This is a genomic window from Streptomyces sp. NRRL WC-3605 (assembly GCF_001509795.1).
Lineage (GTDB): Bacteria > Actinomycetota > Actinomycetes > Streptomycetales > Streptomycetaceae > Streptomyces > Streptomyces viridochromogenes.
In genome coordinates, this window is the sequence record NZ_LLZN01000077.1 from 1 (window position 1) to 20,202 (window position 20,202).

General features: G+C 70.3%; 17 protein-coding genes and 5 pseudogenes. 12 read left to right on the plus strand and 10 right to left on the minus strand.

Annotation, left to right across the window (positions count from 1 at the left end; translation table 11 throughout):
* Nucleotides 1-51: 51 nt before the first annotated feature.
* The 4 genes and pseudogenes from ADL34_RS25550 to ADL34_RS35120 all read left to right on the plus strand — a co-directional run.
* Nucleotides 52-1,182, plus strand: a complete 1,131-nt coding sequence (locus ADL34_RS25550; RefSeq protein ID WP_324610582.1) for an MFS transporter — start codon at nt 52-54, stop codon at nt 1,180-1,182.
* Nucleotides 1,152-1,484: a hypothetical protein gene (locus tag ADL34_RS37140; RefSeq protein WP_324610581.1), complete on the plus strand. Its 333-nt coding sequence runs from the start codon at nt 1,152-1,154 to the stop codon at nt 1,482-1,484. The genes ADL34_RS25550 and ADL34_RS37140 overlap by 31 nt, the downstream gene beginning before the upstream one ends.
* A 200-nt stretch (nt 1,485-1,684) precedes the next feature.
* Nucleotides 1,685-1,954, plus strand: a complete 270-nt coding sequence (locus tag ADL34_RS25555) for a hypothetical protein (protein WP_062671843.1) — start codon at nt 1,685-1,687, stop codon at nt 1,952-1,954.
* Between the two features lie 93 nt (nt 1,955-2,047).
* Nucleotides 2,048-2,394 (plus strand): annotated as a pseudogene (locus tag ADL34_RS35120) (glycosyltransferase); the annotation flags it as partial.
* Nucleotides 2,395-2,500: 106 nt separating this feature from the next.
* Here the strand turns inward: ADL34_RS35120 and ADL34_RS25565 are convergent.
* The gene (locus ADL34_RS25565) at nt 2,501-3,154 is read right to left on the minus strand and encodes a hypothetical protein (RefSeq protein WP_062671835.1); all 654 of its coding nucleotides are present in this window, start codon (nt 3,152-3,154) and stop codon (nt 2,501-2,503) included.
* Nucleotides 3,155-3,528: 374 nt separating this feature from the next.
* Between ADL34_RS25565 and ADL34_RS37260 the strand changes: the two are divergent.
* Nucleotides 3,529-3,780 (plus strand): annotated as a pseudogene (locus tag ADL34_RS37260) (hypothetical protein); the annotation flags it as partial.
* Here ADL34_RS37260 and ADL34_RS25570 read toward each other — a convergent pair.
* Nucleotides 3,773-4,402: pseudogene (locus ADL34_RS25570) on the minus strand (cbb3-type cytochrome c oxidase subunit I); the annotation flags it as partial. The pseudogenes ADL34_RS37260 and ADL34_RS25570 sit on opposite strands and share 8 nt — an antisense overlap.
* Before the next feature lie 302 nt (nt 4,403-4,704).
* Between ADL34_RS25570 and ADL34_RS25575 the strand changes: the two are divergent.
* The 5 genes and pseudogenes from ADL34_RS25575 to ADL34_RS36840 form a co-directional block, all read left to right on the plus strand.
* Nucleotides 4,705-5,352: a GNAT family N-acetyltransferase gene (locus tag ADL34_RS25575; protein WP_234375108.1), complete on the plus strand. Its 648-nt coding sequence runs from the start codon at nt 4,705-4,707 to the stop codon at nt 5,350-5,352.
* A gap of 383 nt (nt 5,353-5,735) precedes the next feature.
* Nucleotides 5,736-5,954, plus strand: a complete 219-nt coding sequence (locus ADL34_RS37265; RefSeq protein WP_062739816.1) for a hypothetical protein — start codon at nt 5,736-5,738, stop codon at nt 5,952-5,954.
* 175 nt (nt 5,955-6,129) lie between these two features.
* A pseudogene (locus ADL34_RS35130) lies at nt 6,130-6,537 on the plus strand (ISL3 family transposase); the annotation flags it as partial.
* 58 nt (nt 6,538-6,595) lie between these two features.
* Entirely contained in the window at nt 6,596-7,033 is a 438-nt protein-coding gene (locus ADL34_RS25585; RefSeq protein ID WP_062671831.1) for a DUF4259 domain-containing protein, read from the plus strand.
* A gap of 169 nt (nt 7,034-7,202) precedes the next feature.
* Nucleotides 7,203-7,331 (plus strand): annotated as a pseudogene (locus tag ADL34_RS36840) (IS5/IS1182 family transposase); the annotation flags it as partial.
* Here the strand turns inward: ADL34_RS36840 and ADL34_RS25590 are convergent.
* The 4 genes from ADL34_RS25590 to ADL34_RS25605 form a co-directional block, all read right to left on the minus strand.
* Nucleotides 7,313-7,765 carry a DUF5959 family protein gene (locus ADL34_RS25590; protein WP_107115715.1) on the minus strand — a complete coding sequence of 151 codons (453 nt, stop codon included), beginning with the start codon at nt 7,763-7,765 and terminating at the stop codon, nt 7,313-7,315. The pseudogene ADL34_RS36840 and the gene ADL34_RS25590 sit on opposite strands and share 19 nt — an antisense overlap.
* Before the next feature lie 471 nt (nt 7,766-8,236).
* Complete coding sequence (locus ADL34_RS25595; protein ID WP_062671830.1) at nt 8,237-8,611, minus strand: VOC family protein; 375 nt, start codon at nt 8,609-8,611, stop codon at nt 8,237-8,239.
* On the minus strand, nt 8,608-9,387 hold the full coding sequence (locus ADL34_RS37145; protein ID WP_079034355.1) for an ArsR family transcriptional regulator: 780 nt from the start codon (nt 9,385-9,387) through the stop codon (nt 8,608-8,610). Before ADL34_RS37145 ends, ADL34_RS25595 begins: the two co-directional genes overlap by 4 nt.
* Before the next feature lie 380 nt (nt 9,388-9,767).
* Nucleotides 9,768-10,166 (minus strand): DUF6223 family protein, encoded by a 399-nt coding sequence (locus tag ADL34_RS25605; RefSeq protein WP_062671889.1) that lies wholly within the window; start codon nt 10,164-10,166, stop codon nt 9,768-9,770.
* A gap of 232 nt (nt 10,167-10,398) precedes the next feature.
* Between ADL34_RS25605 and ADL34_RS25610 the strand changes: the two genes are divergently transcribed.
* Both ADL34_RS25610 and ADL34_RS25615 read left to right on the plus strand, forming a co-directional pair.
* Nucleotides 10,399-11,526 (plus strand): sensor histidine kinase, encoded by a 1,128-nt coding sequence (locus ADL34_RS25610; protein ID WP_062671827.1) that lies wholly within the window; start codon nt 10,399-10,401, stop codon nt 11,524-11,526.
* The gene (locus ADL34_RS25615; RefSeq protein ID WP_062671825.1) at nt 11,523-12,188 is read left to right on the plus strand and encodes a response regulator transcription factor; all 666 of its coding nucleotides are present in this window, start codon (nt 11,523-11,525) and stop codon (nt 12,186-12,188) included. The genes ADL34_RS25610 and ADL34_RS25615 overlap by 4 nt, the downstream gene beginning before the upstream one ends.
* Nucleotides 12,189-12,850: 662 nt before the next feature.
* Here the strand turns inward: ADL34_RS25615 and ADL34_RS25620 are convergent.
* From ADL34_RS25620 to ADL34_RS36220, 4 genes are all read right to left on the minus strand, one after another.
* Complete coding sequence (locus ADL34_RS25620) at nt 12,851-15,217, minus strand: M4 family metallopeptidase (RefSeq protein WP_062671823.1); 2,367 nt, start codon at nt 15,215-15,217, stop codon at nt 12,851-12,853.
* Nucleotides 15,218-15,398: 181 nt separating this feature from the next.
* Nucleotides 15,399-16,007 carry a hypothetical protein gene (locus ADL34_RS25625; protein ID WP_062671822.1) on the minus strand — a complete coding sequence of 203 codons (609 nt, stop codon included), beginning with the start codon at nt 16,005-16,007 and terminating at the stop codon, nt 15,399-15,401.
* A gap of 32 nt (nt 16,008-16,039) precedes the next feature.
* Nucleotides 16,040-19,711: a S8 family serine peptidase gene (locus ADL34_RS25630; RefSeq protein WP_159038979.1), complete on the minus strand. Its 3,672-nt coding sequence runs from the start codon at nt 19,709-19,711 to the stop codon at nt 16,040-16,042.
* A gap of 333 nt (nt 19,712-20,044) precedes the next feature.
* Nucleotides 20,045-20,197, minus strand: coding sequence for a hypothetical protein (locus ADL34_RS36220; RefSeq protein ID WP_159038980.1), 153 nt, complete (start codon nt 20,195-20,197; stop codon nt 20,045-20,047).
* Between the last annotated feature and the right edge of the window lie 5 nt (nt 20,198-20,202).

The window sequence follows — 20,202 nt, forward strand, 5'->3', positions numbered from 1 at the left end:
ATCGACCGTGGCACCAGATCCGACCGCCGACACACGTCCGAAGGACCCGCCATGAACCACTCCCCAGCCGGTACTCATCACACGGTCCAGCAGGACCATCCGCCCGCCGACCCCCGCCGCTGGACCGCCCTCGCTCATATCTGCGCGGCCCAGTTCATGCTGGTCCTCGACGTCACCGTCGTGAATGTCGCCCTGCCCGACATGGCTGCCGACCTCGATCTCCGCCGGTCCACGCTGACCTGGGTCGTCACCGCCTACACCCTGTGCTTCGGCGGACTGATGCTGCTCGGCGGCCGACTCGCCGACGCCCTGGGCGCCCGCCGCATCCTGCTCACCGGACTCGCACTGTTCACCGCGGCCTCGCTGCTCACCGGACTGGCCCAGAGCGCCCCGATGCTGCTCGGCGGCCGGATCGGCCAGGGAGTCGGTGCGGCCCTGCTGTCCCCGGCCGCGCTCTCCCTGGTCACTTCCACCTTCCACGGCGCCGAACGCGACAAGGCTCTCGGCGTCTGGGCCGCGATCGGCGGCACCGGCTCCGCGGCCGGCGTACTCCTCGGTGGGGCCCTGACCAACGGGCTCGGCTGGCCCTGGGTGTTCTACATCAACGTGCCGGTCGGACTACTCCTGCTGGTCGTCCTGCCCGCCGTCATTCCCGTCCGTGCCCCGCAGCCCGCACGACTCGACATACCCGGCGCGCTCCTCGTCACCGCGGGCACGGCTTCCCTGATCTACGGTCTGGTCGAAGCGGGGGACAGCGGCTGGACAGACCCCTCGACCCTGCTGGCGCTGGCCGGTGCCGCGGCCGCGTACACGGCCTTCGCAGCGGTCGAGCGCGCCAGTCGGGCACCGCTGATGGACCTGCGGATGTTCACCCGGCGGCCGGTGCTCGCGGGCGCGTTCCTGATGCTGATCGCCACCGCGCTGCTGATCTCGTACTTCTTCCTCGGATCCGTCTACCTCCAGCACATCCGCGGCCTCACCCCGCTGCGCACCGGGCTGGTGTTCCTGCCCGTCGCCGTGGCCACCGGCGTCGGCGCACACCTCGCCTCCCGGCTCGTCGGCACGATCGGCAGCCGTCCGACGGCTGTCGCCGGCATGACTCTCGCCGCCGCCGGGACCATCCCGCTGACCGGCTGTCCCAGACCGGCAACGTGTACGCCGGGCTGCTGCCGGGCTTCGTGATCGCCACCCTCGGTATCGGCGCGGTCCTCGTCACGGCCATGACGACCGCCCTGGCCATGGTGGAGCCCGCCGAGTCGGGCCTCGCCTCCGGCGTCGTCAACACCTTCCACGAGGTGGGAGGCTCGATCGGCGTCGCCGTCGTCTCCACCGTCGCCGCCTCCGGCTTCGAGCACGGTTCGGCCGCCGGATTCCGTGACGCGTTCACGGTGTGCGCGGTGGCCGCCGGGGCCGGCGCCGTCGTCGCCCTGGGGCTCGTGCCTCGCGGCAAGCCCCGGTCCACCGGCGGCCCGCACGTTCACTGATCGCCGCCCGCCGGCGAGCAGCCGCCGGGCCTCGGAACGCCGGGAACTGTCACGGTCCACCCCCGACGGCTCCCGGGCTCAGAAGGAAGCGATGAGTTGCACGGCGCCTACCTGCGATTCCCCGCCGATCTTCCCGTGGTGGTGCGCCGGGTGGTCTGCGACTTCGTGTACGGCGGTTCAGGTGCGAAGTCGTCTGTTGCATGCGGCGAACGTTCGTCGAGCAGGTCGCGGGCCTCACCCGGCGGTACATCCAGCAGACCGAACGAATGCGATCAGCACTGGCAGAGGTCGGCCTCGCCCTGGCCGGCCGCGCCGGTGTCCGGCTGGCCGACGTCTTCGGGGCGAAGGTCAGCCGGAACACGGTCCTGCGGTTGGTCGAGGCTCTCCCGGATCCCCGGCCACAGGTCCCGCGGGTGGTCGGCGCCGACGAGTACGCGATGTGCCAAGGCCATGTCTACAGGACCGTCTGATCGACGTTGAGACCAGCAGGTCGGTTGACCTGCTGCCGGATCGTGAAGCGGGCACGGTCGCCACCTGGCTGGCGGAACGTCCGGGGATCGAGGTTCGTGGGCCCGGAGCTTCCCGACGTTCTCGCGCTCGCGGACGTCGTCGTGTCGCGCAGTGGGGCCGGGACCCTGGCGGAGCTCACCGCTCTCGGCAAGCCGGCCGTGTTCATCCCGCTTGCCACCTCGGCGGGGAACGAGCAGCGCACAACGCCCGCCACCTGCAAGAGGCCGGGGCCGCCGTCGCGCTGCTCGGTGACGTCACGGGGGAGCGTCTGCGAGACGGTGTGGGCCCGCTCCTCACCGATCCCGCGCGTCGGGCCGAGATGGCGCGGCGGGCCAGGGCACATCGGAGACCAGATGCGGCGGAGTGGCTCATGGACGTGATCCTTTCCGCCTCCAACTGAGCCGTTACAGAAGGCGGCGGCCGCCGCGCACGATGTGCAGTGCCGTGCCCACCTCGATCAGCACGGCACAGGCGATAGCGCGCAGACTCCCCGAGAGGAGACCGTCTCAGCCGGGTACGACGTTGAAGGTGACCGACTCAGTTCCCGTCTGTCGCCAGTCCGTCGTGACGTCCGCCTTGAGGATGTAGGACCCGGGCTCGTCCAGGCTGTCCTCGAAGTTGAACAAAGTGATGCTCGGCGGGCGGCACCGCGCGCTCGTCACGCGCCGCACCACTTCCGAACCACGGCTCAGCGTCCACTGGACGTAGCACCCGCGGTCCAAGCGGCCGGTGTCGTCGTAGACCTCGGTGTTGGCCCCCGGCCGCGATCCCACGCGATAGGTGTCTGGCCCCGTCTTCCCGGACGAGCCCAACTTGATCCGTACGACCAGCAGACCCGTGTGCCCAGGGCTCTGAACGGCAGCGGCCCTGGAAGGCTCTTCCTCGACAGGCTGCGTCACGGGCTCACGTGCCGGCTCGGAGTCGTTCGACTCCTCGTCCCGCCCAGGCATGTCCTCCTCCTGCGTCGGGGCCGCTCGCGTGGCGGCCGGCGTGTGCAGGGTCGTGTCGGTGTCCGTTGCCGTAGGGGCCGCGACCGATGGCGGAGCGGAGTCCGTCCCTTTCAGCTCCTTCACACCGACGATCAGGCCCACCACGGCGGCGACCACACTGATGATGACAATGACCGGGTGGTCGGCCAGACTTCCGCGCCCAGAGCTCATGATGGTCCTCCCCCGTCGGCTCCCCCAGGTCCCGGACGACGCGCTGACGCCCGGTGCCGATGGGGCAGACCATAGCCAAAACGGCACCCGTTCCGAGACCGATTCCGCACCTTGCCGCCACTTGCCGATTGAGCTCAAGGAGCCCCCGATTCGGGGCTCGTGGTGGATCGCGAACGAGGCTCGCAGCGCAGCGCCTGGGGCGTGCGGGGTTGCCTGAGTCTCCCCTCACGGTCCTCCACACCCTCGTCGGCTGGAATATGCCGATACCGGACCGAGGAACCCGGTTGAATGAGCACGTGACTGTCCATGACGTAGCTCGCAGGCTCAGCAGGGCAATGGCCTGATCGCCCGCCGGCGACGTCAACGGTGATGATCACGACGACCTTGTCGTCGGTGATCCTTACGATCCGGACAGCCAAGAACTCTCGAGGTCGCTGCGGCCAACCGGTGGGCAGAGGCTCGTCGCCCCGTCCACGCCTCCCGACCACTGCACGAACTCGTGCAGGTCCTGGCGATCACCACTCGAGCGACGCGCAAGACGACGTGTGCGTCCCGCCCTGCGTATTCCAGCCGACACCAGTCCCCGAAGCTCCCGGTGTGAGCCGGCAGGAGTCGACGAAAGTTGACCGAGCCGAGGATGGTCCCGAAGCCGGACAGGGCCAGGCCCATGATCCACAGGTCACCGCCCGCACCGGGTGACCGCAGGGCGCTGGACAGGGGCGCGTAACCGGTCCACCCCCACTGGGCGGAGCCGTCGGGGGTGAGAAACCCCGACAGGACGATCAGGGAGCCCAGGAGGGAGAGCCAGTACGCCAGCATGTTCAGCCGAGGGAAGGCGACGTCCGGTGCACCGATCTGCAACGGCATCATCCAGTGCGCGAAACCCGCGAAAAGGGGGGTCGCGAAGATGAGGAGCATGATGATGCCGTGGGCCGTGAAGGCCTGGTTGAACTGCTCGTTGGATAGCAACTGCATGCACGGGCGCGCGAGTTCGGCACGCATCACGAGCGCGAAGGCCCCGCCGATGAGGAAGAACACGAAGGACGTGGCCAGGTAGAGCGTCCCGATCCTCTTGTGGTCAGTGGTGGTCAGCCAGTCCACGATTGCCCGGCCCAGGCCCGGGTCCTGTCGCTGCCGTGTGGCCGCGTCGGCCACCTGCACTTCCGCCACCGTCGCCTCCGGGTGTCTGAGTGCGGGGCCGGATCGCGTCCCCGCCGTGCTGTGCGCGCCAATCAAGCAGCGCGGCATACATGTGCCGTCTACGGCGGGTGAAGAGCCCGGCAGGGCCGCTTCTGCCCACGCGAGCCCGGCAGGGGCGGCTTCTGGCCGCGTCCACACCGATGCCGCGTCGCGGCCCTGGCCATGGCGTGCGCGGCGCGAGCGAGCCGGCCTCAGACCGAGACCGGTCTTCAGAGATCTACACGGCGTCTACGAACTGCACGGTCGCGCCTCGCGGGGCGCTCCGGGTCTCCGTCGCGGGTGTTGAATGGCATAAGACGCGGCCACCGGTCGTTAACCCCACAGGACACGGACGGAGCCGTCGCTCCAGCATGCGCGGCAGCGTCCGCGGAAGACGAACCGAATCGCCGGAGATCACCGACATGGCCAAGCCCGAACAGCACCGCGTGAGCGTCGATGGAAACCGTATCCGCACCGACCGGCTCGTCCTGCGGCCCTGGTCGGTGGACGACGCGGCGAACGCCGTCACCGTCTACGGCCACGGCGAAGTCGCACGATGGCTGGCGCCTGCCATGTCGGCCGTGGACGACGAGACCGCCATGACGGCGGTGCTCAAGCAATGGATCGACGAGTGCTCCGCCCTGGAGCCGCCCGCAGGCCGTTGGGCTGTCGAACTGGCGGATGGTGGCGAGCTGATCGGCGGGGCCGCGGTGCTGCCCCTGCCGCCGGACGGCGTAGACCTGGAGATCGGCTGGCAGCTGGCGCCTGCTCACTGGGGTCACGGACTGGCCACCGAAGCCGGGCATGCGGTGGCGCACTACACGTTCACGCAAGGCGTGGATGAGGTCTTCGCTGTCGTGCGCCCCCGCAACACGCGAGGCGCCGCGACGGCTCGTCGTGTGGGCATGGAGTGGGTCGGGGAGACGCAGAAGTACTACGGCCTCACCCTGCAGGTCTACCGCCTGCGGCGAGGTGATCTCGACCTGCCGGAGATCCCGGCGTCCGGGCCCTCGGACTAACGCGGGAAGACATCGAGGCGGCCGCTGGCGCGTCCGGTCGCTCGGGGCCCCGCTGGTCGGGTGCCCCGGCGCGGCGCCCGTTCCGGCCGAACCTGCTGGTGCGGACACCGACTCGCACATTGCGTTCGTGGAGGACGCGTGGCTCGGCGCCAACGGCCCGGATGGGCGACGCCCTGCACGTCAAGATCCACAAGCGCGACCCTCACCGGTTCACCCGCCTGCCATGGCGGCGGTCACCGCGACAAGCTTGTCGTGGTGCGCCTGCGCCGGCCGAGACGCCTCACTGACCACACCCCATGCCATGCCCGCGCTCGTACGGGACGAGCGCGGACTGCGTGCGAGGCGGGCCGCTTCGACGCGGTCAGAGGATGATGGTGCCGCGGATGCAGATGTCGGTCGCTCCGCTCACCCAGACCGTGCCGTCCGTGTCGGCGCTGACCTCGATCCTCGCGGCCCTGATGCGCGCGGACGATGGAGGTGTCGACCGAGACGTCCCAGTCGATCTCGCCTGCGGCGTCGGCCGCGGCCTGGACCCCCTGGAGCAGACGTTCCCAGGCGCCGTCGGCCGACCACAGGCGATGGCGTTCGTGAACGGTCTTTAAGGCTGCAGCCGTTTTCACTCAGCATCCGAAGCTCGACGACTTCAGGCCGAATCTGCACGAGCGAAGGGCCGAGGGCTGCACGAACGCCTGGACCCTTTGGAAGGAGATCCAGAGCCACGGATACGCCGGCGGGTACGGGGCGGTCCGTGCCTACCTTCGTCCCTTCCGGGAGACCGTGCCGGAGGGGCGGCCGCCGTCACTCAGGACGGTCTCCGGGTGGATCCTGACCCACCCAGACGCCCTTGCGGAAAAGGACCGGCTCAAGCTGAAGTCCGTTCTGGCCTACTGCCCCGAGGTGGACGCCCTTGCCGACCACGTCCGCTCCTTCGGGCAGATGCTCAGCCAGCGCCAAGGAGAACGGCTCCCCACGTGGATAGCGGCGGTCCGGGCCGACGACCTGCCCAGCATGCACACCTCCAGAAACGGCCTCGAATGTGACCTCGCAGGCGGCACAGCCCACCTGACCCTGCCCTGGAGCTCAGGCATCGTGGAAGGCCACGTTAACCGCATCAAAATGATCAAGCGACAGATGTACGGACGCGCTGGCTTCAAGCTCCGGCGCAAGCGGGTGTTGCTTGCCTCGCGACCTCGTTGTCTGTGGCCAGTGCGACGATCCTCCAGACGGCCACGCAAGGAGAGACATGGGCACCTGGGATAACGGCCCCTTCGACAACGACACCGCCGCCGACTTCGGCGGTGACCTGGACGAGGCAGCGCGGGAAGAACGCGAACCCATGATCCGCGGCGTGCTCGTACGCGCCGCGAGCTCCGTGGACTACCTGGGTATCTACGACGGCGAGCGGGCAGTGGCCGCAGCTGCCCTGGTTGTAGCCCAGCACCCTGACGGCGAGCTGACGTGTTTGAACTATGGCCCAGCAGAGCCGCTACCGGAGTTGCCCGCGGACCTTCGACTGCTCGCCGTCGACGCACTGGACCAAGTGGTCTCTGAACGGTCTGAATTCGCCGAGCAGTGGGTCGAAGCTGCGAACTGGCCGCAATGGCGTCAGGAGATCACCCGCCTCCGCGGCGTCCTTGACCCTCCGATCCCGCCACAAGAGGAAGCCCTCTTCGAGATCTAATCGGTTACCGCCAGTCACGGACCACAGGAGTTGCGCCAGAACCACTTCTCACCAGCATTCCCGCGCTCTTCGATCACGGCGTGATGTCGAAACCCACCGACATGTGCTCTCGCTTGAAACCTACGCAGCCAGCACCCAACGCTCGTTCGCGGAGCGCGCGTTCGCCCACCTCCACTGGTTCCGTCGCCTGCGGATCCGCTGTGAGATCCGCGACGACATCCACGAAGCCTTCCTCACTCCCGGGTGCGCGCTCATTTGCCGGCGACGCCTGGCAGCAGTTCAGCGCCGCCACTCATAGACACCCGGTGAGGACTGCAGGACCTCGCTCGGCCACTCCTTCATCACCCGTTCAAGCAGCCTTCGCTGCTCGCCGATCCAATCCTCTTCAAGGTTCATGGGAAGGAACACGGAGACGCACGACCTGCCCGGATCCTCAACATAAACAGCGGGAGTCTCGTGCTCTTCGTTGTGCGGCTGGATCCTGATCTCAGGGCTGTGGTCGTCGTCCCTCCAGCAGATGTCCTGCCCCTCAGCGAGGAGGTCCAGAGCCCGGGACCAGTGCTCCAGGTCGGCAGGGAACAGGGACATGGCCAGTCGACCGTTGACGAAGCTGCTCGTGATCACGACCTCTGCGTCGAGCTGATCATGAAGATGCAGCACACCCGGCGACCGACGCCCCAGCACACGCACCCGGAGGCCGTTGTCACCATCCGAGAGGCTGATCAGATCCACCGTGCACCCTCTGCTCTGCTTACCTTCACCCGCGAGGGACTCATGGTGTCGAAGCAGAGCTGGAGCCACAACGAGATTGCCCCAGTCTCATTCCGTCAGGAGTTCCTATCGCCGGACAGTGGCATCCGCACCTGAACGGGATTGTCCCCGGCGCAGACCGCCGGGCCGCATCCGGTTCCCTTGCCGACACTCTGGTCGATCTTCGTGCGCCATGCGTGCCCTGCGGCAGCTTCTGCTCCGGCCGCTAGGTCACTGAGTCGACCTCACTCGCGAGCACGGGCGAGCCTCCATGCGCCGTGTGACGAACAGGGCGCCCGCCAAGGCGGTCACCACGGCGGTGACAGCGGCCACAAGCAGGGTCCACAGCGTGTTGGGCAGCAGGGGCGGCCCGCTTCGCTGGGTTGTCCGGCCGGGATCGCGGGCGTCCACGTTCAGGACTTGGCGGCCCGCAGGGGTCCTGAGGAAAGCACGCTAACGGGCGGGTTCGAACAGTTCGATGAGGTTGTCGGCGGGGTCGGTGAGCAGGATCTGCCGTCCGCCAGGGCCCGAGACCACGTCGCTGTGGAAGGTGAGTCCGGCGCTGCGGAGCCTGGCGATCTCGGTGTCGAGGTCGTCGACGGCCAGGTGGATGCGGTTGCGGCCGGCACCGAGGTCGGCGGGGGTGGCGCGGGCGCCGGAGCTGGCGGGTCCGGACAGCAGCAGGCGCAGCGGCCCGCGCGTCACGTCGGCGAAGGCCGGGGCGGGGTGGCTGTGGAGGGTGAAGCCCAGGTGGGTGGTGTAGAAGTCGATGGCTGCCTGGACGTCGTCGACGAGGTAGCGGACGCTGGCGAACTGGTCGGTGGTCACGGCTGAACCTCCTGTGGCACAGGGGTGAGCAGGGGCAGCAGATAGCGGATGCGGGTGTCGATCTGCGCTGCTGCGTGGACGAAGGCGGGACGGCCGGTTGAGCCGGGGCCGGCGGCTGCGGCGGGATCGGGGATGCTCCAGTGGACCAGCCGAGAGTTGCCGCCGAAGTCCGGGCAGACCTCGCGGACCTTGTCGCACAGGGTGATCACGTAGTCGAACCGGCGGTCGTTCAGGGTGTGGAGGTGCCGGGGACGCTGTCCGGAGATGTCGATGCCGTGCTGCTCACGCAGAACCTGCACGGCGTCGGGATGGAGGCCGGGTTTGGGGTGGCTGCCGGCGCTGGTCACCTCGACCTGCCCGTTGGTGCGGTGGCGCAGCAGTGCCTCGGCGATCGGTGAGCGGGCGCTGTTGCCGGTGCAGGCGAACAGCACCGCGGGTCGTCTCGCCGTCCGCGGCAAGGAGGGTGGTGGGGCGGGAGTGAAAGCCAGTGCCGGGTGCAGGGCGCTACCCGTGCGGGCGAGTGCTTGGGCGCACTGCTGCACGTCCAGGTGGTAGTAGCAGTCGCGGGCGTCGTGGCTGCTGCGGCGGGCGGTGACCAGTCCGCTGCCGCGCAGCAGGCGCAGGTGGTAGGAGATCAGGTTCTGCGGCTGGCCGGTTCGCTCCACCAGTTCACGCACCCGGTAGTCGCTCGCGGCCAGTTCCGTCAGCAGCTTCCACCGCAGCGGGTGGGCGGCCAGCTGCACGAACGCCGGGGCGGCAGGATCCGCAGGCCTCATAAGGACAGAATACATCAAACAGGCTTGATGTACCGTGCGGGCAGGAGTCCCGACGCACACTGCCGCAAGACGAAGGCGCGTCAAGAGCCGACCCACGGGAACCGCGTCACCTCAGCTCCAGAGGCGGCGCTGATCTGGGGTGTCTCCCGCACCACGCCGGCGACGGCCCGTGACCGGTATCCGCCCCGCGTCCTGGGCGCTGCTCATCTGCGCTTTGAGGTGCCGTCTGCCGCAGGCCTTCGCCTTGCCTGCCGCCGACATGACCGCCCATGGCATACGTGCCCGCTCGTCAGCGCCCGCCGGACGCCCTGAACCGCTCACCTGCACGAGCACAGTGCCGCCCCGAAGGCGTACGTCCCGGCGGACCGGCCCCTTGCGTGCTATGAGGTGGAGCCGAACTCCCGCTCGTGTCCGATGTGGTCGGCGCTTTGCCCGGTGCGCCGCGAGCGGGCCAGAGCGCGCCGACCCAGGACCATGGCGATCAGCCCCAAGGGGACGGCCGCGACGGCTCCCACGATCCCGTTGCCGGTGCCGGGACCGCCGCTGGAGGTGGCCAGGTGCAGCACTGCGAGGGCCGTGCCGGCCACGCCCACCGCCAGGGCCGACAAGGCGCCGGTGCGGGCGTTGCCGATGCTGATACGGCCGGCGATGCGGGCCAGGGACAGCCAGCCGATGGCCACGCCGGTCAGCGCGACGCCGAGGGCCAGGTTGGCCCCCGTGCGGCCGTCGCCGATGACTCCGCCCTCGGCGGCCACCCCCAGGACATCTGTTGCGCTCATGCCGCTCTCCTCCTTCATGTGTGGCCAATTCCGCGGTGATGCGTGTGCCTTGAGCGTGCCGGAGGCCGCACGGCTGGTCGTCCGGCAGGTGCAGTCTTTTCGCACTGCCGCCGGCATGTCAGCCGCCTGCCGCGCGCGCGGCAGGCGGCGGGCGAGTACCGCGGGTGCGGTAGCCGGCCTTTCATCCGCAGGCGGGACTCGCCCGCGGCGCAGGTGCGGTTAGGGTGCCCGCATGGACACAGGGCGTTTTCGTGTCCCGGCCCGTGCCATGGACTGGGGGATCGCCGTCGGTGTGGCGGCACTGCTGCTGGGCACCGGGTTGTCCGGGGAGCACCCGGGCGGGGAGCGCGGGCTCCTCGGCGCCGTGCTGCTGACGGCGGGCGGCCTGGCGCTGGCCGGGCGTCGCAGGGCCCCGCTTGCCGTGCTGGCCGTCACGGGTCTGTGCGCGGTGGGGTACGAGGCGGCGGGCTTCGAGGTTCTCGCTGTCTCCTATCTGGTTGCGGTATACGGGGCGGTGCGGGCCGGGTACCGCGCCCTGACAGTGGCGGCATCGGTGTCGCTGCTCGTCGTTCTGCCTCTGACGGCGCTGGTCCTGCGTGACGGGCCGGCGCGAGAGGCGTTCGCACAGGCCCGCAACGTCCTGGAAATCGCCTGGTTGATCGCCGCGTTTGCCGCTGGGGAGGCGCTGGCGCAGGCCGAGCGGCGGGCGGAGGAAGCCGAGCGCACCCGGGAGGAGACCGCGCGGCGCCGCGCGGACGAGGAGCGGTTGCACATCGCGCGGGAGCTGCACGACTCCCTCACGCACCAGATTTCGATCATCAAGGTGCAGTCCGAGGTCGCCGTCCACGTGGCCCGCAGGCGCGGCGAGCAGGTACCCGAGACGCTGCTGGCGATCCAGACGGCCGGGCGGGAGGCGACCCGGGAGCTGCGCGCGACCCTGGAGGCACTCCGCGAGGACGACACCAACCCGCCGCAGGGCCTTGAGCACATAGCGGCGCTGGTGGAGCGCGCCCGTTCGATGGGCCTGGACGCGACGCTGACCATCGAAGGGCAACGGCACGACGTGCCGGCCGCCGTGGGCCGGACCGCCTACCGCATCGTCCAAGAGGCGCTGACCAACACCGCCCGGCACGCCTGCGCCGGCACCGCGAACGTCCGTATCGAATACCGGCCCGACGCCCTTGCCGTCCAGGTGGACGACGACGGCAAGGCCGCCCCCGACGATGCCCCGGTCCCCGGCCTGGGACTGCTGGGCATGCGCGAACGCGTCACCGCCCTGGGCGGCCGACTGGTCGCGCAGTCGGGCGCCGAGCACGGTTTCACCGTCCGGGCCGAACTCCCCGTGGAACGAGCATCATGATCCGTGTCCTGCTGGTCGACGACCAGCCGCTCATCCGCAGCGGCTTCCGCGCGCTCCTCGACCTCGAACACGACATCGAGGTGGTCGCCGAAGCCGCCGACGGCGAAGAGTGTCTGACGCTCATCGAGGAACAGCTGCCCGATGTCGCGCTCATCGACATCCAGATGCCGGTCATGGACGGCATCGAGGCGACCCGGCGCATCGCCGCCAACCCGGCCCTGGCCGGCGTGCACGTCGTCATGCTGACCAACTACGGCATGGACGAATACGTTTACGACGCGATGCGCGCCGGCGCCGCCGGATTCCTGGTCAAAGACATCGTGCCGGAGGACCTCCTGCACGCCGTACGGGTAGCCGCCCGCGGCGACGCCCTCCTCGCCCCCTCCATCACCCGCAGACTCATCCACCGCTACCTCACCCAGCCACCACCCCCTGCCAGAGCCGGTGCCGCGCTGGAGGAACTGACCAGCCGCGAACGCGAAGCCGTCGCCCTGGCCGCACGCGGCCTGACCAACGACCAGATCGCCGACCGGATGGTGATCAGCCCGATGACCGCGAAGACCCACATCAACCGGGCCATGACCAAACTCCACGCCCGCGACCGCGCGCAACTCGTCATCCACGCCTACGAATCCGGCCTCGTCTCCCCCGGCAACGGCTGACAACAAGGCAACGCTCGTCCTCACTGGCGCACTGCGCCCTGGTCGCCCTGTTCGAGGAGGGGTGACGCGGTTACCAGCAGGGTGCCGGCGGTGCGAGGCCCACCGGTGGCGGCCGGCAGCACGAACGATTCCACCGCCGCAGGCAGTTATCTGATCACCGTCCCTTCCGTAGGGCTTTCCCAACGTGAGAACACCCTCCTGGGCGGTAGCGGACTCCTCGGAGTGATCTGACGACACAGACCACACCGGCTAGGCCCGCGGCGGCACACCATGACGAAGGCCATGAACTCTCGAGGTCACTGCGGCCGACCCGGCGTGCGTATCACGCCGCCGAGGCCTCGAGGTTCCTCAGCTGCACAACCCCCATCAGGTCACCGCCTTCGTACGCGACCGTCCCGGGTACTTGCCTGGCCCGGATGTCGTCGAAGAGCCGGGCACCTCACCCTTCGTCGGCGGCCACCTGTGACAAGGCCGTTCTGCCGTCCGCGATGTGCGAGAAGCAGGCGTCAGTACGTCCTGGCTCCCCCGTTAGCACCTCGACCGCTCACCCAGATGGCCACGACCACCCCGCGATCGGCGCAGCCCGTGCGGCACGGGGCGGGGTCGCGCCGACGGCGTCACGGCCCGCTCCGGGTCGGTGCGGGCCGTGACACGGGCCGTCGTCAGAAGGTCAGGCTCCAGCTGTCGAGGTGGCCGGGGTCGACGGTGAAGATGCCGGGGGTGTTGTCGGTGACCCGCAGCCTCCACGTCCCGTTGGCGGGGACGGCCGAGGCGTCGACAATGTAGTCGGCGTGGAGTTCGGACTCTCCTTCGTTCCAGTACCAGGGCTTCACGGGGATCTCGGTTCCGTCCTCGCTGATCAGGGTGACCACCTGGCCGCCCACCCACGGGTGGACGAGGTCGACGGTGACCTTGAGCTCCTTGGGCGCCTGCCCCGTGCGGCCGGTCACGACGAGGGGGGACTCCACCGTGCCCCACCGCGGGATGTCGAAGCGGGTTGGGTTGACGAAGTGGTGGCCTCCGGAGGCCAGGACCGGCCAGTCGAAGCGCACCGTGGTCCTCGCCCCGTGCTGTGCGGTGTTCTCGACGGTGACGACGACCTTGAAGGTGCCCGCCTTCCGGGGCGTGCCCGAGATCAGGCCGCTGCGGGGGTCGATCGACAGCCCCTTGGGCAGGTTGTGGGCGGCGTAGGCGAGCGGCCCGGTGGCAGAGCCCTCCGCCACAATCTGGCGGCTGGTGGGCTGGCCCACGGCGGCCGGCCGGGTGGAGGGGGCGGTGACGGCGATGTGGTGGACGTAGCGGGCGCCCACGTTGACGGCGGCCCAGGCGTTCCCGACGGCCTCGTAGGTGGGGCTGCCCTGTCCGAACATGTCGGCGGCGGCCTGGAGGGTGGCGGTGCGGGCCCCGGCGTAGTCGGTGCCGCTGGTCATGTACGTGGTCAGGGCGCGGTACCAGATGTCGGTGGCGTTGCGCAGGCCGATCGGGGTGACGGGGAGGCCGTCGTAGGTGGGGCTGTCGTAGGCGACGCCGTTGAGGGTCTTGTTCCCGCTGCCCTCGGACAGCAGGTAGAAGAAGTGGTTGGCGGGCCCGGAGCTGTGGTGGACGTCCTCCTTGTGGAGGTCGGGCGTCCAGTAGTCGAGTGAGGTGCCCTTCTCGGGGTGGGCGTCCTTGGAGGGCTGGTCCATGTAGCGCAGGGGCCGCCCGGTGCCGCGGACGTCGGCGAGTTCACCGAGGGTGTAGTCGGGTGTGTCGGCCGCGTTGCCCGTGAAGAACTCCACCGCCGTGGCCATGATGTCGCTGGTCGCCTCGTTGAGGCCGCCGGACTCGCCTTCGTAGGTGAGGTTGGCCGTCGCCGAGGTCACGCCGTGGGTCATCTCGTGGGCCGCGATGTCCAACTCGGTGAGCGGGTGGGCGTTGTCGCGTCCGTCGCCGTAGGTCATGCAGAAGCAGAGGTCGTCCCAGTAGGCGTTGGCGAGTCCGTCGCCGGCGTGCACGCGGGAACGCGCTCCGGCCCCGTCGCCCTTGATGCCGTCGCGGCCGAAGCGCTCGCGGTAGAAGTCCCACGTCATGCGCTGGCCGTACGCGGCGTCCACGGCGGCCGTGGTCCGGTCGGCGTTGGTGCCGTCGCCCCAGTCGTCGTCCTCGTCGGTCACGAGGACGCCGGCGCCGCCGACGCCGGTCAGGTCGTAGGTCCTGTGGCCGCCGCGCTCCGGGTCGGTCAGTTCGAAGACGTCACCGGCGCGCACCGTGCCGATGGGGACCTGGCCGCTGTACCGGCTGTGTCCCGTGCCGGTGCGGATCTGTTCGACGTCCTGCAGAACCCGGCCCGACACAGCGTCCGTGACGACGCTGCGGCGGCTCGGGGTGCCGTCGGTCTGGACGCCGGTGACGTAGGTCTGCCAGGAGAGGGTGGCACGGCCCTCCCCCAGGTAGACGACCAGCCGGGGAGCGCCGGCGTCGGTCTGCTTCCGGGAGCGAGCGTCCTCGGCCGCGCCCAGTGCCGTGCGTCTGGCCTCGGAGGCGCTGATCGCGGGCTTCGTGCCGGGCACCCGCACGCGAGTGTCCGTGGCCTTGGTGACGGAGCGCGCGCCGGCCTTCCGGTGCACGACGAGGTCCCCGCCGAGCACGGGCAGGCCCGCGTAGGTGCGCTCGTACCTGGTGTGCACCGTGCCGTCGGCGTCCTTGACGACGTCCTTCGGTATCAGGGCCTCTCGCTCTTCCAGTCCCAGGGTGTCGGCGGTGGTGGACCGTTCGTCGGCCGCCGCGGTGAGCAGCCGCGCGCGCTCCGCGGGCGACAGGCGTACGGTGCGGGCGCCGGCTCTGGCGTCCGCGGCGATCCGCTGGGGTGCCTCGTCCGCCGCGTCACGGGCCGCCGCGAGGCCGGCCGGCAGGACGGGGGTGAGCGTCGCGGCCAGGGCGAGCGCGGCGGCAGCGGCCAGACCGCGTCGCCTGCCTCGTGCGCTCTGCCGGTGTGGAGCGGCGGGGTGTGCCAAGTGCGGTGCGTCCGCGGCACTGTGATGGTTCGTCACTCGTGGGCTCCTTGTGTCCGGCCCTGTGCGGGACCGGCCGTTCGAGGGGGTGCGGTGGCTGGTGAGCCGGTGGGAGGCGGCGGGGATGGGCTGTCGCGCCGTCGCCGGGCATACGGGCGGGGCAGGAGGCGGGCACGATGGGCTCCGCCTCCTGCCCCGTCCGGTGTTCACTTCGACCGCGTCAGCGCAGCCCGTACGCCGTCGGGATGGTCTGCCTGACCGTGTCGCCCTGGCTGTCCGCCGCGCTGATCCTCAGCCCGACGCCGTTCGCGGCCTGTTGCCGCCGCGGGTTCTCGATGGTCACCGTGTAGATGTTCTTGCCACCGGCCTTGGTAGCCGCCGGGTGCCAGGTCCGGCCGCCGTCGAAGGTGGCCTCCGCCTTCAGGGACGTCACCTTGGGAGGCGTCGTGAGGCGCTCCTGGTAGTAGGCGACGACCGTGACCTCGTGCTTGCGTCCGGACGCGGCGGTGTTGGCGAGGTCCAGGCCGAAGTCGTAACGCAGGAAGATCAACGGTTCGGGCCGGCACGCGGACGTGTCGCCGTCGACCAACTCCCCCACGCACGGGCTCTGTCGGGGCGTGTCGTTGGTGGTGGCCTTGGCGGAGGTGTACTCCCACACCGTTCTGACGTCGTCGGTCTGCGTCTGGAACGTGTACCGGGCCGACTTCGCCGGCAGGTCGTAGGAGACGAGGTCGCCGCCCTTGCAGCCGGTGAGTGCCAGCATCGCGGTGGCCGCGAGCACCGTGAGGACTCTTCCCCGGTGCAGGTCCTTCGGCACACGTCTGTTCATCGGATGGATCTCCTTCGGGGGTCGTGATGCCGTCACTGGAGCTCGAGCGTGTAGTCGGCGTCGGGAAGCGGCACCACATGCTGTTCGATCTCGTCACCGGAGGCGTCCAGCAGCTTGACGTCGCAGGTGAAGTCCATGTTCGGGAGGGTGACCGACGGGACAGGGCCGCAGGACGGGACGTCGGTGAGGGAGCTGGTGATCAACTCGCTTCCCTCGGTGGCCATGAGGGCCTGCCGGCCGCCCGAGCCGCTGCCCGTCAGATAGACCGCGGGAGAGAAGGTGTCGCCCTGCCGGCAGCCGGCGCAGGGTCCGGCGGTCACGGTGAAGCCGGACGCGGTCCGTGCCGTCTGCGCCGCTCCGGGCACGGCTGGCCCCTCGTTCCAGTGGATCTCGTCGCGCCCGTCGAGGACAAGGTCGTTCACCTCCTGGCGGTTGTGCTCCAGGAAGCCGCTCGCGTCGCGGTCGGCCCACGAGGCGGTGAACCTGCTGATGGCGTCGTCCCGCCGGGTGACGAAGACGCTCATGGTCTCCTGGGTCGGCGGCTGCGGCATGGCGACCTGCGAGGTGTATGAGGTGGCCCGCAGGTGCTGCATCCAGCTCAACTGGTGCACCACTCCGCGGCGTTGGGCGTGGAAGGAGAGGTCGACCCGGTCGAGGTCGCGCTGTGCGACGTCGTAGTCGTCGGCCTTGATGCCGCCCTCGTCGTGGTACCTGGCGACGTAGACCGTCGGCACGGCGCTGCCACCGAGGTCGACCTTGATGCCCGGACGGCCCGTCGTGAGCCGCTTGATGAGGGCCTCGGCCTCGCTGTAGGGCACGCTCACGACCGGCAGGGCGTCGTAGGTCTGCACGGCCGGGCAGCTGCTCGGCCCGTCCAGGCACTGGTCCAGGTCGGTGGGCCTGCCCAGGGAGGTGAGGTCGGGCGCGGCGACCAGGACGCCGACCGCTCCGGCCTTGGCGGCCGCGGCCACTCGTTCGTCCCGCAGTCTGGCGAAGTCGCAGACCCCGGCGCACAGGTCGTCCGGCGTGACGAGGACCAGCTTGCCGCGGGCGTCGACGCGGGCGAGGTCGGCGGCCGTGCCGGCGCCCGCGTGGACCAGGGACAGATGGCCCTTGACCGGGAGACGGGGCATGGGGATCGCGGCTTCGCGGAAGGTCGGGGACCCGTTGTCCCGCAGCCACATCTGGGTCTCCCCCACCGAGGCGTCCGGGGTCGCGTAACGGGCGGAGAGGGCGACGGGGGTCCCGCCGCCGGTGGCTCGCATGGTGACGACGGGCGTCGTGCGGGAGCTGTAGAAGTCGTGGGTGAAGGTGCCCATGGTCACCTTGCCGGTGGGCAGGACCCACCAGTTGGGCTCAGCGGCCTTGTACTCGACCTGGAGCACCGTGCTCTCCGACCACGCGCCGGTCTTGGACACCCGGGTGGACGTCGCCATCGCGGAGTAGGTCTCGGTGGGCTCCGGGTACCGCACCCTCAGGGGTTTGGCCTTGCGCAGGTCCAGGGTCACCGTGGTGGCCTTGGTGAGGTCCACCTCCGGCGCGACGGGCTCGGCCTGCTGCAATGCGCCGTTCGCGTCGCGCCAGCTGACCGACGTCCGCGCGGCGTAGGTGCCGCGGTAGAGGCTCTCGGTCACGCTCTGGCCGCCGGAGACGACGTCCTCCAGGGCGGGGTGCAGGTAGATCTTGTCGTCGACCGGCAGGAAGGTGACGGTGCCGTAGCGGACGTCCGTGGCGCCCGCCGGTGGGACGACCTTCAGGGTCAGGGGGAACTTCTCGTCCTCGACGAACGTGTGGACGCCCGACACCAGCTGGATCTCACCGGAGTCGTCCTTGGCCTTCAACAGGCCCTTGTAACCGCCGAAGGGGCCCTTGGTTCCCAGCACGCCGCCGTCGAGTGTCACCGACGCCTCGGCTGATCCGCCCGCGGGGACGACGAGTTCGTCCTTGTCGAGGGTGAACAGGCCCTTCGGCGCCGGGTTTCCGTCGGCGAAGGCGACCGGCATCGACAGGTGCAGCGTGATGGCCTGGTCGCTGCGGTTGGTGTAGGTGATCTTCTTGGTCACCGGCGCGTGCGGGAAGGCCCGCTGGCCGAAGTTCAGGTTGCCCTTGGGCACGAGTCGCGGGTCGGTCGCGGTCGCCAGGTCCACCTGTCCGGTGCCCTGGGCGTAGACGTCGTGGCCGAGGTCGTCCGCGGTGTCCATCAGCAGCGCCTTGATCTGCGCGCCGGTGAAGTCCGGGTGCTGCTGGGCGACGATGGCCGCTGCGCCCGCCACGTGCGGCGTGGCCATCGAGGTGCCGTCCGAGGCCGTGTAGGAGTCGTCCACCGGCGTGCCCATGGCGGTGCCGGAGGCGCGTGCCGCGACGATGCCGACGCCGGGGGCCGCGATGTCGGGCTTGGCGGCGCCGTCGCCGACCCGCGGGCCGCGGTTGGAGAAGGAGGCCATGTCGCCGTTGTCGTCGACGGCCGCCACGGCGAGGGCGTCGTCCGCGACCGCCGGGGCGACCACCTTCTGCCGGACGAGGCCGGAGTTGCCCGCGGCGGCCACGAAGAGGGTCCCCGTGCTGCGGCTGAGCTCGTTGACGGCCTGGCTCAAGGGATCGGTGCCGTCGGTGGGCTCACCGCCCAGGCTGAGGTTGACGACCTTCGCGCCCGCGTGGGCGGCCCAGTCCATGGCGGCGATGATCGCGTCGTCCGGGCACTGACCCGCGTCGTCGCACACCTTCCCCACCAGCAGTTTGGCGCCGGGTGCGACCCCCTTGTAGCGGCCCTTGGACGCGGCGCCGCTGCCGAGGACCGTGGACGCGACGTGGGTGCCGTGTCCGTGCCCGTCCTTGGTCCCGGTGGGGCTGCCCGTGAAGTCGACCTTGCCGACGATGCGGGAGGCCACGTCCGGATGGGTGGCGTCGATGCCGGTGTCCAGGACCGCGACGGTCACGCCGGTCCCGTCGTAGCCGCGTTCCCAGGCGACGGGTGCGCTGATCTGCGGGACGGACGTGTCGAGGGCGACGTGGGAGAGCCCGTTGAGCCAGATCTTCCTGACGCCGGCCAGGGATCCGGCGGCTCGGGCGGCGGCGGGTGTGCCGGCCGTCTTGCCCCGCACCCCCTGCCACCAGCGTCCGCCGTCGGCGACGGTCATCGACCGGCCCTTGATGCTGCGCAGCGCCCTGCCGGCGGTGGCTCCCGCGACCTTGCGGGTCGCGTCCGCGCCCGCCTTGTCGGTGTAGGCGACGAGCACAGGGACGGTGTCGCCCCTGCCCGCCGCGGCGAGCGCGACCAGGCGCCGCAGGTCGAAGAGGCCCCAGTCGAGGACCCCCGAGCCGACGAGGGCGAGCGCGTCGTCGGGTACGACGTACACCGTGCCCTGGCGGGTGAGGGTGTGGAAGGGCACGGACGGCCCGTCGGGCCGCGGCGCGCTGTCGATGGAGCGGACGACCGGTGCGCCGTCGTCGCCGAGGCCGACGTGGACCTTGTCGCCGGTGATCAGGGTGACCGGCACCGAGCCACCGGACGCGGCGACGGCGCGCGCCAGGTCGCTGTCGGCGGCGGGGTGGCCGTTGGTCCGCACGACACCGGCTCGTGGCTGCTGTCGGTCCGGTTCGGCGGCCTGCGTCGGTGTCGTCGACACGATGACGCCAAGGACGCCCAGTCCGGCGGTGACCGCGCCCAAGCGTCTGGTGAGACGCTTCCTTGCGCTGGGTCTCATCTGTGGATCTCTCCTGTGGGATGGGGGACGGGACTTCGGGGTGCGGGTGCGCGTGCGGGGGGTGGGTTCAGGGGGACGCGGCATCGGGCGACGGGCTCCGGCGATGCGGGAAACAGGTGTGTGCCGCGCGTACCAGGTGTGGCTGGCTGTTTCCGCTCGGGTGTGGCCGGAGGTTTCCACTCGGGTGCGGCCGGGTGTTTCCGGTCCCGTGCGGCCGGGTGTTTCCGCTCGGTTGTGGCCGGAGGTTTCCACTTGGTTGTGGCCGAATGATCCGTCCGCGCGATTCTGGAGGGCGACGTGGCGTCCTCGGCACGTCGTTGACGGGTCGGCGCGCTACAGCGGTTCGTAGTCGGCGCAGGAGGTGTCAGCCGCGTCCTCCGCGGGGGCCGGCTGGGCGGCGTCGGCGGAGGGCGGTTCGTTCACCTGGTCGGCCGGAGTGATCCGAGCCGCCCCCGGTGCGCCGGAGGACGGAGTGGCGGGCGACATGCGCA

Coding starts and splice junctions, on each gene's coding strand:
- ADL34_RS25625 (WP_062671822.1), bottom strand. CDS start 16,007: ATGAACAGACGTGTGCCGAAGGACCTGCACCGGGGAAGAGTCCTCACG.
- ADL34_RS25575 (WP_234375108.1), top strand. CDS start 4,705: ATGCGCGGCAGCGTCCGCGGAAGACGAACCGAATCGCCGGAGATCACC.
- ADL34_RS25630 (WP_159038979.1), bottom strand. CDS start 19,711: ATGAGACCCAGCGCAAGGAAGCGTCTCACCAGACGCTTGGGCGCGGTC.
- ADL34_RS25555 (WP_062671843.1), top strand. CDS start 1,685: ATGCGGCGAACGTTCGTCGAGCAGGTCGCGGGCCTCACCCGGCGGTAC.
- ADL34_RS36220 (WP_159038980.1), bottom strand. CDS start 20,197: ATGTCGCCCGCCACTCCGTCCTCCGGCGCACCGGGGGCGGCTCGGATC.
- ADL34_RS25615 (WP_062671825.1), top strand. CDS start 11,523: ATGATCCGTGTCCTGCTGGTCGACGACCAGCCGCTCATCCGCAGCGGC.
- ADL34_RS25550 (WP_324610582.1), top strand. CDS start 52: ATGAACCACTCCCCAGCCGGTACTCATCACACGGTCCAGCAGGACCAT.
- ADL34_RS25565 (WP_062671835.1), bottom strand. CDS start 3,154: ATGAGCTCTGGGCGCGGAAGTCTGGCCGACCACCCGGTCATTGTCATC.
- ADL34_RS25610 (WP_062671827.1), top strand. CDS start 10,399: ATGGACACAGGGCGTTTTCGTGTCCCGGCCCGTGCCATGGACTGGGGG.
- ADL34_RS25605 (WP_062671889.1), bottom strand. CDS start 10,166: ATGAGCGCAACAGATGTCCTGGGGGTGGCCGCCGAGGGCGGAGTCATC.
- ADL34_RS37265 (WP_062739816.1), top strand. CDS start 5,736: ATGCAGATGTCGGTCGCTCCGCTCACCCAGACCGTGCCGTCCGTGTCG.
- ADL34_RS37145 (WP_079034355.1), bottom strand. CDS start 9,387: ATGAGGCCTGCGGATCCTGCCGCCCCGGCGTTCGTGCAGCTGGCCGCC.
- ADL34_RS25585 (WP_062671831.1), top strand. CDS start 6,596: ATGGGCACCTGGGATAACGGCCCCTTCGACAACGACACCGCCGCCGAC.